This window comes from Buchnera aphidicola (Macrosiphum gaurae) (assembly GCF_005080965.1).
GTDB lineage: Bacteria > Pseudomonadota > Gammaproteobacteria > Enterobacterales > Enterobacteriaceae > Buchnera > Buchnera aphidicola_S.
In genome coordinates, this window is record NZ_CP034867.1 from 314,399 (window position 1) to 326,825 (window position 12,427).

The following is a 12,427-nucleotide window of genomic DNA, read 5'->3' on the forward strand; positions in this document are numbered from 1 at the left end:
CAAAAATGATTGGCATAATAACATGATTTAAATATCTTTAATATTTATTAAAGATTTTTTTTTATTAAAGAGTAATTTTATTTTTAAGATATAAAAATATTATCAAGATGAATGAATTTATTATATTAATATATAATATTAATATAATAATCATATATTATTACTATTTTTTTTTGTTAAGGTAAAGTTTTAATGAAAAGATATTTCGCACTAATTAATTTTAGGCCTTTAGATGAATAAGAATATTAATATATTTACAATTTCAGCATCTAAAATTAATTTATTGGATTTCAATCGTCAAGATTTAAGATTTTTTCTTGCTTCTTTAGGCGCAAAAAGTTTTTGTGCAGAACAAATTATGAAATGGATTTATCATCATTATTGTGATGATTTTTATAAAATGTTTAACATTAGTATGAAAATAAGAAATAAATTACATGAAAAATCTTATATTTCTGCATCAGAATTTATAGAAGAAAAAATTTCTTACGATGGTACGATAAAATGGATTACTTCTATTAACAACCAAATAATTGAAACAGTATACATTCCTGAAAAAAAACGTTCTACTCTTTGCATTTCTTCACAAATAGGATGCGCTTTGAAATGTCATTTTTGTGCTACCGGAAAAGGAGGTTTTCAAAGAAATTTAAAAGTTTCTGAAATTATTGCTCAAATTTGGCAGGCAAATAAAATATTAAAAGAAAAAAACATCACAAAAAATATTACTAATATAGTGTTCATGGGCATGGGTGAACCTTTATTAAATTTAAATAATGTTGTATCTGCATTAAAAATCATTCTCGATGAACATGGTTTTGGTTTGTCAAAACGTCGTATCACTTTATCTACCTCAGGAATAGTTCCAGCATTAGATAAATTAAGAAATATAGTTGATGTTTCTTTAGCGATTTCTTTACATGCTCCGAATGATATTATTAGAAATCTTATTATGCCAATTAATAAAAAATATAACATTGGTTCTATTTTAAATTCTGCACTAAAATATTTAAAATATTCAAAGGCTAATCGAGGCGGAGTAACAATAGAATATGTTATGCTAGATGGAATTAACGATTCTAATGAACATGCTCAGCAATTAGCTACTTTATTAAGCCAAATACCTAGTAAAATTAACTTAATTCCTTGGAATTCTTTTGTAGGTTCGTCTCTTATATGCAGTAACATTCATCGAATTAATATTTTTGCAAATATTCTTAGGAAAAGAGGATTTACTGCAATAATCAGAAAAAATAGAGGACAGGATATTAATGCTGCATGTGGTCAATTAACTGGTATTATAATAAATCCTATTACAAAATAATTTAATTTATTATTCTTTCTATTACATATAAAAAAATGAATAAATCCAAAACTATTAACAGAAGAAAATCAGATCGTATTTATGTTGGTAAAATACCTATTGGAAATAACGCACCTATTTCAGTTCAATCAATGACTAATACTCGAACTACAAATACTCTTGAAACTATTAATCAAATTCTAGAATTGCAAAAAGTAGGAGTAGATATTATCCGTATTTCTATACCGACTTTAAAAGCTGCGGAATCATTTAAAGAAATTAAGAAACAAATAAACATTCCATTAATTGCAGATGTACATTTTGATTATAGATTAGCACTAAAAGCTATAGAATATGGAGCAGACTGTCTAAGAATTAATCCTGGAAATATTGGGAATATAAAACGAGTATCAGAAGTAATCACTTATGCAAAAGATAAAAATATACCAATTCGAATTGGTGTAAATGCTGGATCTTTAGAAAAAGATATATTAAAAAAATATAAAACACCTACTCCAGAAGCTTTAGTAGAATCTGCTATGAGACATATTGAATATTTTGATACTTTAAATTTCAATCAATTTAAAGTTAGCGTTAAAGCATCTAATGTATTTTTAGCAGTTGAATCATATCGATTATTAGGAAAAAAAATTACACAGCCTTTGCATATTGGAATAACAGAAGCAGGAGGTTTAAGAAATGGGACAGTAAAATCTTCTATAGGTATTGCTTTACTATTATTAGAAGGTATTGGAGATACAATACGGATTTCATTAGCCGCTAATCCTATTGAAGAAGTAAAAGTAGGTTATGATATTCTGAAAGTCTTAAATTTAAGGTCAAGAGGAGTGAATTTTATTGCATGTCCTACATGTTCCAGACAAGAATTTGATGTAATTAATACAGTAAATCAATTGGAAAAAAAATTAGAAGATATCTCAATTCCTATAGACGTATCAATTATCGGTTGTATTGTTAATGGTATAGGTGAAGCTAAAACAGCAAATTTAGGCTTAACAGGACATCATAAAAATAGTATATTGTATGAAGATGGAATAAGACAGGAAAAAAAAATAAAAAACGAAGAAATTATTGAAAAAATGGAAATTAAAATTCGAAAAAAAATAAAAAACATAGATAAATTAAATAATTTAAAAAAATAATATTTAATTTTATATTTAAATTGTTTTAGATGTAATATAAGAGAAAATAGTGAAAAAAGAAATTAAATCTATTAGAGGAATGCATGATTATCTTCCAGAAGAATTAAAAATATGGAATTATATAGAAATTATATTGAAAGAAGTTTTAACCAGTTATTGTTATTTAGAAATTAGGTTGCCTATACTAGAAAAAACTGAAATTTTTAAAAGAGCAATCGGAAACGTTACCGACGTAGTAGAAAAAGAAATGTATTCTTTTAATGACCGAAAAGGTAATAGTTTAACTTTACGTCCAGAAGGGACCGTAGGATGTGTACGAGCTTTAATACAACATCATTTATTGCATCAAAAAAACAAATTTTGGTATTTAGGACCTATGTTTCGATATGAAAGACCACAAAATGGAAGATATCGTCAATTCTATCAATTAGGAGCAGAAGTATTTGGTTTTGATACAGAAGATATAGATTTAGAAATTATTATTTTGACACATCGTTTGTGGAAAAGAATTGGTATTGATTCATGTGTAACTTTAGAAGTCAATTCAATAGGTTCTAAAATTGATCGTTTTGAATATCAAAAAAAATTAGTTTGCTTTCTTAAAAAACATGAACATTTATTAGATGAAGATTGTAAACGACGATTATATACTAATCCTTTGCGTATTTTAGATTCGAAGAACCGAGATGTGCAAAAAATATTAAAAGAAGCACCATTATTAAGTGAATATATTGATATTGCTTCTAGCAGTCATTTTAAAAATTTATGTGATATGCTAAATTCTCATGGAATAAAATATAAATACAATCCGTATTTAGTACGAGGATTAGATTATTATAATAACACTGTTTTTGAATGGAAAAGTAATCAAATAGGTACACAAGATACTATTTGTGCAGGTGGTCGATATGATTATTTAGTCGAAGAAATGGGAGGAAAAAAAACATCTGCCATAGGATTTGCAATAGGAATAGAACGTTTAGTTTTATTAACAAAATCGATAAAAAATTTTTCTGAAAAATTAGAAGAAATTAACATTTGTATTATTTTTATAGGAAATAATAATAAATATTACGCTGTAAAATTATCTGAAGAAATAAGAGATTTATACCCGAAATTAAAAGTTTTTATTAATTTTTTTAATCAAAATCTTAAAAAAAAAATAAAAAATGCGATAAGTTCTTCATCAAGAATTATAATCTTAATAGGTGATAATGAAATCAAAAACGGTTTTTTTTTAGTTAAAGATTTAAAAAAAGAAAAAGAATATTATCTTTTAAAATATGAATTAATGATAAAAATTCAAAAAATTTTTAAATAAATTTAATTTTTTGAAGATTTTATATTTTACATGTAACTCAATATTTTAGGTAAAAAATGTTAAATAATAAAACAGATCTTTCAAAATATGATCCAGAAATATGGTTGGCAATAGAACAAGAAAAAAAAAGGCAAGAAAATCATCTAGAATTAATTGCATCAGAAAACTATGCTAGTAATTATGTGATGAATGCACAAGGTTCACAATTAACTAATAAATATGCAGAAGGTTATCCTGGAAAACGCTATTATGGCGGTTGTAAATATATAGATATAATAGAAGAATTAGCAATTAATCGAGCAAAAAAATTATTTGACGCAGATTATGCTAATGTTCAACCTCATTCTGGTTCTCAAGCTAATTTTGCTGTTTATACAGCATTATTGAAATTTGGTGATACAATATTAGGCATGAAATTATCACACGGAGGTCATTTAACTCATGGCTCTGCGGTAAGCTTCTCGGGGAAAATGTATAATGTTATTCAATATGGAGTAAATAAAAATGGTGAAATTGATTATGAGGAAATTTTACATTTAACTGAAAAATATAAACCAAAAATGATCATTGCTGGTTTTTCAGCATATTCTGGTATTTGTGATTGGGAAAAAATGCGTGTTATTGCAGATAAAGTTAATGCTTATTTAGTTGTTGATATAGCTCATGTTGCAGGTTTAATAGCAGCTCAAATTTATCCAAATCCAATTAACTATGCACATGTTGTTACAAGTACGACTCATAAGACGTTAGCAGGACCTCGCGGGGGGCTTATTCTTGCTAAAAATGGTAATGACATTTTATATAAAAAGTTAAATTCATCAGTCTTTCCTGGTACACAAGGAGGACCACTAATACATGTAATTGCTGCTAAAGCGATCGCGTTTAAAGAAGCTGCACAACCTAAATTTAAAGAATATCAAAAACAAATAGTAAAAAATTCTAAAGTTATGGTTCAAAAATTTTTAGAAAAAGGATATCAAATAGTATCTGGAAAAACCTGCAATCATTTATTTTTAATCAATTTGACTAATAAAAAAATTACAGGAAAAGATGCTGATATTGCCTTAAGTAAAGCCAATATAACTATTAATAAAAATACTATACCTAATGATTTAAAAAGTCCTTTTATTACTTCGGGTATACGCATTGGTACAGCGGCTATTACTAGAAGAGGATTTAAAGAAAATGAAGTTTCTAAAGTATCAAATTGGATATCCAGTATTTTAGATAATGTGTACGATGATGATAACATTATTAAAATTAAACAGAAGGTATTAGAAATTTGTTTAAAATATCCTGTTTATCTTTAGTTAAGATACATTAAATATATCCATCTTTTTTAATAATTATATCAATGATTATAAAAATAATATTTTTTCAAAAAAATACATTTTTCATTTAGGTAATTTTATTTTGATTTTTTTTAAATTTATTTTGTTTTTATTATTTAAATACGGAATTTCACCTAAAAATGGGGATTCAATATAATTTAACAAAGTTTGGATATAGTATATATTATACTTATCTTTTGGAAAAATATTATTAGCAATCCAACCTCCACATGTTATTTTTTCCGAAATAATAGCTTTTTCTGTTAAAATAGCATGGTTAATACACCCTAACTTAATTGCGACAATAATAATAACAGTTAATTTTTCCTTTTTAACCCAATTAGAAAAAGTTTCTTTATGAGACAATGGTGTATACCATCCACCAGCACCTTCTACTAAAATCCAATTACTTTTCTGAGTAATATTTTTTAATCCTAAAGATAATTCTGTTTGTTTTATATTTTTTTTTTGAAATTTACTTAAGATGTGAGGAGGAGCATTTTCAAAAAATGAAATCGGATTCACTTCTTTTTCACTTAATTTTATAGAACTACTTTTTTTTAGAATAGTTGCATCATTGTTTGAAAAATTACATGATTTTTTTTGATTTCCAGAAGATATAGGCTTATATCCCGCTGTTTTATATCCAGATGCAGCAGCTTTTTTTAATAAAATACTACTTGCAATTGTTTTTCCTACATTTGTGTCCGTTCCGGTAATAAAAAATTTTTTAATCATAATAAAATCTTATTTTGATAGATAATGTATAATTTAGAAAAAACGATTTCTCTTAGAATAATCATTAATATCACTAAAAATATTTCCTATTAATTTAATTTGAAGAAAAACATTATTTTTTAATATAAATACTAATATATTTCTAGATTGAGTAACTCGATATAAGTTATTATGTGTATTTTATACAACAACACATAACTACAATATTGAGTTACTCTACAAATCAAAAATAAAATTATTCTCATTTAGAATAATTGCCTAATATTTTATTTAAAACACAAAATATTTTTAAATTTTTCAAAATTTAAGCAATACTTTTTTTATTATATCTTATAATATAGCCGCATTATAGTATTGATCTTTATTAATTTTTAATGTCTGCATAATAGAATTGTATTTATTTTCTTTGAATATAGGTTGTTTTTTATATTCAGGATATAAATTTAATTTTTCAAATAATTCTAAATCATGTTTTTCTTCTGGATTATCTGAAGTAAGTAATTTACATCCATAAAAAATAGAATTTGCTCCAGCCATAAAACACATGGCTTGAGTTTGATCATTCATATTTTGACGTCCAGCAGATAGTCTGATGTAAGATTTTGGCATCATAATACGAGCGGCAGCAATAACACGAATAAAATCAAATGGTTCTACATTTTGATTATCTTCCATTGGTGTACCTGGAATTTTCACTAACATATTAATAGGTACACTTTCTGGTTGAATAGACAAGTTAGATAGTTCCATTAATAATTCAATACGATCTTGTATTTTTTCTCCTAAGCCTATAATACCTCCAGAACAAATTTTCATTCCAGCATTACGAACTTTATCTAGTGTATTTAGTCGTTCTTGATATGTTCGAGTAGTAATAATACTACTGTAAAAATTTTCAGAAGTATCTAAATTATGATTATAAAAATCTAAACCTGCATCTGCTAATTTTTTTGCTTGTGAATTATTTAAAGTACCTAAAGTCATACATGTTTCCATTCCCATTTCTTTTATTTTTTTAATGATTTTTTCTAAATAAGGTATGTCTTTTTCTTTTGGATTTTTCCATGCGGCACCCATACAAAATCGACTAGAACCTGAGGATTTAGCTTTTTTTGCAGCACTAATAATTTGTTCTAGTGCTAATAAAGGTTCTTTTTTTAAACCTGTTTTATATCTAGCACTTTGTGGGCAATATTTACAATCTTCTGGACAAGATCCTGTTTTTATTGAAAGTAAAGTACTGATTTGTATTGTATTGGGATTAAAGTTTTTTCTATGTTCTTTTTGAGCTTGAAATATAAGATCAAAAAATGGTTTTTTAAAAAGTATTTCTGTTTTTTCTAGAGTCCATTTTTTTTTCATATTACCTCCAAAAAATTATGATTTTATTTTAGTAAACGTTTATACTTAATTATCTAATATTTTATATATAAATCATCATGAGTCAATCTGATACATTTTTTGATTACAAACATATTTGGCATCCGTATTCTTCTATGATCAATCCTCTGCCTTGTTATACTGTTATCTCTGCTAAAGGAGTTTATTTAAAATTAAAAAACGGAAAAAATATAATAGATGGTATGTCTTCATGGTGGTCTGCAATACACGGATATAATCATCCTATTTTAAATAAAGCATTAAAAAAACAGATAAGAAAAATGTCTCATGTGATGTTTGGTGGAATCACACATCCGCCAGCTATCGCACTTTGTAAAAATTTAATTGCATTAACTCCAGAAAAATTAGATTGTGTTTTCCTTTCTGATTCCGGTTCAGTTGCTATTGAAATAGCAATAAAAATGTTAATACAGTATTGGAATTCATTAGGTCAAAAAAGAAAATTGTTTTTAACTATTCGCAATGGTTATCATGGTGATACTTTTGCAGCAATGTCAGTTTCAGATCCTGAAAATTCTCTTCATAAAATATATAATAACTTGCTACCAAAAAATTTATTTGCAGATGCTCCAATTTCTTCGTTTCATAAAGCTTGGAATACTAGTGATATTATATCTTTTAAAAAAATAATAGAAAAAAAATCATTAAAAATAGCAGGGGTTATATTAGAGCCTATAGTACAGGGTGTAGGAGGGATGAATTTTTATCATCCTACATACTTAAAAAAAATAAAAATTTTATGTGATCATTATTCTATTCCAATAATTTTTGACGAAATTGCTACTGGATTTGGTCGAACTGGAAAAATGTTTGCGTTTGAACATGCTAATGTTGTACCAGATATATTATGTTTAGGAAAATCAATTACAGGGGGTACAATCACTTTAGCTGCAACTTTAACTTCACGTCATATTGCTGATACTATTAGTAAAAGTAAAGTAGGTTGTTTTATGCACGGACCCACTTATATGGGCAATCCATTAGCATGCGCAGTTGCTAATGCTAATATAAAAATATTAAAAACTAATCAATGGAAATTACAAGTATTAAGTATCGAAAAACAACTATTTAAAAATTTGCGGCCATTAATTAATCATCCATATGTAATAGATGTACGTGTATTAGGAGCTATTGGTGTTATTGAATGTTCTCATCCAGTAAACATGTTTTTAATACAAAAATTTTTTGTAAAAAATGGTGTCTGGATTAGACCATTTAGAAAATTAATTTATATTGTACCACCTTATACCATTAGTGTTCACGCGTTAAAAAAATTAACTAATGTTATTGTAGATGCCATAAATAACATTAAGTTATTTTTATAAATTTGATTTTAATCTAATTGATGTGTAAGTATCCATACAGGTCGTCGACCAGTATTATATGTCTTTAATTTCTTTAATTCACCAGTTCTATTAGAAATGCTATAAACAACAAATGTATGTGATTTTTCTCCAGCAACTATTAAATGTGTATTATTAGTGTTTATATGAAACGATCGTGGTTGTTCTTCTGTTTTATAACTTTTAAAAAAAATAATTTTGTTATCATTCTGATTAACGTGAAATAATGAAATAGAATTCAAAATTCTATCTGTAGCATATAAAAAACGACCGCAAGATGTTAAATGAATATCAGCAGACCAATAACGTTCTAGAATTTGATTTTCTAGCAAATTAATATTTTGTATATTTTTTATTTTTAATATGTTGCTTGTTTTGTATATTTTCCATGTATCTATAGTCCCATTTAATTCGTTGATAGTGTAAATAACATCTTGATTAGGATGAAAAGCGATATGACGAGGTCCCGCTTTTTTTTTGGTGTAAAGTATTTTTTGTTCAGTACTTTTTAATATTCCAAAATTTGTTAAATAATATAAATAAATAGCATCTTCTTTAAGAGCCATGACAAATAATAAATTATATTTATAATTGATTTTAGCAGCATGACAGCCTTCTATATTATAAATAATTTGTATTGGATCTTGCGGTATACCATATTGATTTAATGGACTGACGCTAATACAATTAGAATGATAATAACTACAAAATAAAAATTTTTTGTTTTCATTAAAAGAAATATAATTTGCTTTTCCAGGAATACTACTTTCATCTTTTTTTTTAAGCAAACCATCATTGTCTATAGAATACGTAACAATTTTATTGTTCGGAAAAATTCCAGAATATAACAAATTCTTGTTTTTAATAATTTTTATAGGCTGAATATTACCATCAGTTACGATTTTTTGTATTAAATTCATATCGCCATTATCATGTAAATTCCATACTTCTATATTTTTGTCTTCTGAATTTGCAACATAAACAACTTGTTTCATATAATTCCTTATAATCAAAATGTTTAATAATTCTAAGATACGTTTCGATAAGATAAAATTTAAAAATTGTTTTTGTATAAATTTCTTAATAATTTAATAATCCATTTAAGGCGTAAATAATCTTCTTTTAAATTCAAAACAAATTTTATTTTAGTTGAACTTTCCATTTTCCAGACATTTGGTTCTTCTTTAAATATTTTTAGTAGATATTTAATATTCACAGAATTATTACGATTAAATTCTATAAAACCTATATTCTTATTAGATTTAATACATTTAATACCAATTTTATGTGCTATTAATCGAATTTTAGCAATTAAAATTAAATTTTTAGAATAATTAGGTAACTTGCCAAACTGATTAATTAGTTCATATTTGATTCCTTCTATTTGCTTTTCATTTTTAGCATCAGAAATCTTTTTATAAAAAAATAGTCTTGTATTAATGTCTACTATGTAATTATCAGGTAATAAAGAAGACACATGTAATTCAATTTCTAATGATTGCGTTAGTAATTTTTTATTAGCTGAAACTTTCCTATTTTTTAATAAATCAATAGCATTTTTTAATAATTCCATATACAAAGAAAAACCTATATTTTTTATATGTCCGCTTTGTTCTTTACCTAATATTTCACCTACTCCTCTAATTTCAAGATCTTGATTAGATAAACAAAAACCTCCTCCAAAATTATCTACTGATGAAATTGCTTCTAATCTTTTTTTTGCATCTGATGTAATTTTATCGAAATTATTAACAAGGAATAAAGCATATCCTTGATGATTTGATCTACCAATGCGACCACGAAGTTGATGAAGTTGAGACAGACCAAAATGATCAGAATTTTCAATAATAATTGTATTAGCTCTTGGTACATCAACACCACTCTCAATAATCGTAGTACAAATTAAAACATTAAATTTATTATTATAAAATTCACTCATAACTTTTTTTAAATCAATGTTTTTCATTTTTCCATGACCTATTTTGATTGTGGCTTCAGGAATTAATATTGATAGTCTTTCAGCAATATTTACAATATTTTGAACTTTATTATATATATAATAAATTTGACCACCTCTTGATATTTCACGTAGTATTGTTTTTCTTATTAATAAGGGATTGTATTCTTGAATGAAAGTTTTAATTGCTAGTCTTTGAGCTGGAGGTTTAGATATTATAGACAAATCTTTTATACCAGTCATTGCCATATTTAAAGTTCGAGGTATAGGTGTAGCTGTTAAAGTCAGTATATCAATATCAGAGTACATTTTTTTTATAATTTCTTTATGAATTACACCGAATCTATGTTCTTCATCAATAATTAATAATCCCAGACTCTGCCATTCTATTTTTTTAAACAATAGTTTATGGGTACCTATTATAATATTTATTTTTCCATTTTTAGTATTTTTAAAAATTAAATCTTGTTCTTTTTGTGTTTGAAATCTAGATAATATATTAATACTAATAGGCCAATTAGAAAAACGCATTTTAAAATTTTCAAAATGCTGTCGTGCTAGTAAAGTAGTTGGGACTAAAATAGCTACTTGTTTATTATTAGATACAGCTAAAAAAGCGGCTCGCATTGCAATTTCTGTTTTTCCAAAACCTACATCACCACAAATTAAACGATCCATAGGAATTGATTTAGACATATCTCTTAATACAAACTTCATTACTTCGTTTTGATCTGATGTAGTTTCGAAAGCACAATCATTGCAGAAGATTTCATATTTTTTTTGATCTGTTTTAAATGCAAAACCTTTTTTAGATGCTCGCTTAGAATAAATATGTAATAATTGTGCAGCATGATCATAAACAATTTTACTAATTTTATCTTTTTCTTTACTCCAATCATCACCACCTAATTTATGAAGAGGAACATTTTCTATTGATGTCCCACTATAAGGTGAAATAAGATGCAAAGATGAAATTGGAACATACAATTTATCTCCTTCTGCATATGAAATAATTAAATATTCAGATTGTATACTAGCAGTTTTTATAGTAGTTAAACCTTCATATCTTCCAATGCCATGTTCAATATGCATGACCGGATGATTTAAGACTAATTGAGAAAAATTATTTTTTGTTGTGATATTAATATTTTTTTTTATATTAGAGATACATTTATTACCAATTAATACTGTTAGTAAATCTTTTGTACTAATAAATAAAAAATTATTTTTTTTGTCTAAAAATCCATTTTTAAGATCTTTTATCATATAAAAATAATCAAATTTCTTATTAATATCAACAGTTCTTTTTATATATTGTGGATAAATTTTGTTTCTTTCTAAAAAACTTAAAATTTTTTTTAGAGAGTCTTCTTCTGTCAAGGAAAATATTATTTTTCCTGGGAAAGAACATAAATAAGATAATAAGTTGTGAACTTTTTTGGGGTTGTTAATATTATAAAAAAAATTTGATGATTTTTGATTTGTAAAATTAATAATATTTTTATTTTCTGTTATTTTCATGGAAGAGTATTTCTTTAAAATAAGTAATGATATTTTAATTTAAAATAGATTTTTTAATTACAAAAATATGACTTTTGATTCATATTAAATTTTTCCATAAATTTAAAAAATTAAACAATTTTTCAATATCAATATTCCTTTATTAATAATAATTTTATTTTAATTATTACAAATGTTATTTCTTTAGAATTATTCTAATTTCATGTATTAGATATTTTACATCTAAAACATTTTCTTAAATTATTAAGAAAAATAATTGATTAAAATAAAATTATTTTTTTGTTTAATTTCTAAAATAATTTTTTTAACTAAAATAAAATTATTTAAAACAATGTATAAATAATAATAT

Annotated in this window: 9 protein-coding genes; 5 read left to right on the plus strand and 4 right to left on the minus strand. The window is 25.1% G+C overall.

The window, feature by feature from the left end:
* Positions 1 to 232 precede the first annotated feature (232 nt).
* From rlmN to glyA, 4 genes are all read left to right on the plus strand, one after another.
* Positions 233 to 1,324, plus strand: a complete 1,092-nt coding sequence (gene rlmN, locus D9V72_RS01450; RefSeq protein WP_158354852.1) for a 23S rRNA (adenine(2503)-C(2))-methyltransferase RlmN — start codon at positions 233 to 235, stop codon at positions 1,322 to 1,324.
* Positions 1,325 to 1,359: 35 nt separating this feature from the next.
* Positions 1,360 to 2,466 (plus strand): flavodoxin-dependent (E)-4-hydroxy-3-methylbut-2-enyl-diphosphate synthase, encoded by a 1,107-nt coding sequence (gene ispG, locus D9V72_RS01455; RefSeq protein ID WP_158354854.1) that lies wholly within the window; start codon positions 1,360 to 1,362, stop codon positions 2,464 to 2,466.
* Between the two features lie 79 nt (positions 2,467 to 2,545).
* Positions 2,546 to 3,787 carry a histidine--tRNA ligase gene (hisS, locus tag D9V72_RS01460; RefSeq protein WP_410051773.1) on the plus strand — a complete coding sequence of 414 codons (1,242 nt, stop codon included), beginning with the start codon at positions 2,546 to 2,548 and terminating at the stop codon, positions 3,785 to 3,787.
* Between the two features lie 56 nt (positions 3,788 to 3,843).
* Positions 3,844 to 5,097 carry a serine hydroxymethyltransferase gene (gene glyA / locus D9V72_RS01465; protein ID WP_158354858.1) on the plus strand — a complete coding sequence of 418 codons (1,254 nt, stop codon included), beginning with the start codon at positions 3,844 to 3,846 and terminating at the stop codon, positions 5,095 to 5,097.
* Positions 5,098 to 5,181: 84 nt separating this feature from the next.
* On the opposite strand, the gene bioD is transcribed toward glyA, so the two are convergent.
* Positions 5,182 to 5,856: a dethiobiotin synthase gene (bioD, locus tag D9V72_RS01470; protein WP_158354860.1), complete on the minus strand. Its 675-nt coding sequence runs from the start codon at positions 5,854 to 5,856 to the stop codon at positions 5,182 to 5,184.
* Between the two features lie 330 nt (positions 5,857 to 6,186).
* Positions 6,187 to 7,218: a biotin synthase BioB gene (gene bioB / locus D9V72_RS01475; RefSeq protein ID WP_158354862.1), complete on the minus strand. Its 1,032-nt coding sequence runs from the start codon at positions 7,216 to 7,218 to the stop codon at positions 6,187 to 6,189.
* 77 nt (positions 7,219 to 7,295) lie between these two features.
* Between bioB and bioA the strand changes: the two genes are divergently transcribed.
* The gene (gene bioA, locus D9V72_RS01480) at positions 7,296 to 8,582 is read left to right on the plus strand and encodes an adenosylmethionine--8-amino-7-oxononanoate transaminase (protein WP_158354864.1); all 1,287 of its coding nucleotides are present in this window, start codon (positions 7,296 to 7,298) and stop codon (positions 8,580 to 8,582) included.
* Positions 8,583 to 8,590: 8 nt separating this feature from the next.
* Here the strand turns inward: bioA and pgl are convergent, their stop codons facing one another.
* Entirely contained in the window at positions 8,591 to 9,595 is a 1,005-nt protein-coding gene (gene pgl / locus D9V72_RS01485) for a 6-phosphogluconolactonase (RefSeq protein WP_158354866.1), read from the minus strand.
* Between the two features lie 59 nt (positions 9,596 to 9,654).
* The gene (gene mfd / locus D9V72_RS01490; protein ID WP_158354868.1) at positions 9,655 to 12,078 is read right to left on the minus strand and encodes a transcription-repair coupling factor; all 2,424 of its coding nucleotides are present in this window, start codon (positions 12,076 to 12,078) and stop codon (positions 9,655 to 9,657) included.
* Positions 12,079 to 12,427 lie beyond the last annotated feature (349 nt).

Coding starts and splice junctions, on each gene's coding strand:
- rlmN (WP_158354852.1), top strand. CDS start 233: ATGAATAAGAATATTAATATATTTACAATTTCAGCATCTAAAATTAAT.
- ispG (WP_158354854.1), top strand. CDS start 1,360: ATGAATAAATCCAAAACTATTAACAGAAGAAAATCAGATCGTATTTAT.
- hisS (WP_410051773.1), top strand. CDS start 2,546: ATGCATGATTATCTTCCAGAAGAATTAAAAATATGGAATTATATAGAA.
- glyA (WP_158354858.1), top strand. CDS start 3,844: ATGTTAAATAATAAAACAGATCTTTCAAAATATGATCCAGAAATATGG.
- bioD (WP_158354860.1), bottom strand. CDS start 5,856: ATGATTAAAAAATTTTTTATTACCGGAACGGACACAAATGTAGGAAAA.
- bioB (WP_158354862.1), bottom strand. CDS start 7,218: ATGAAAAAAAAATGGACTCTAGAAAAAACAGAAATACTTTTTAAAAAA.
- bioA (WP_158354864.1), top strand. CDS start 7,296: ATGAGTCAATCTGATACATTTTTTGATTACAAACATATTTGGCATCCG.
- pgl (WP_158354866.1), bottom strand. CDS start 9,595: ATGAAACAAGTTGTTTATGTTGCAAATTCAGAAGACAAAAATATAGAA.
- mfd (WP_158354868.1), bottom strand. CDS start 12,078: ATGAAAATAACAGAAAATAAAAATATTATTAATTTTACAAATCAAAAA.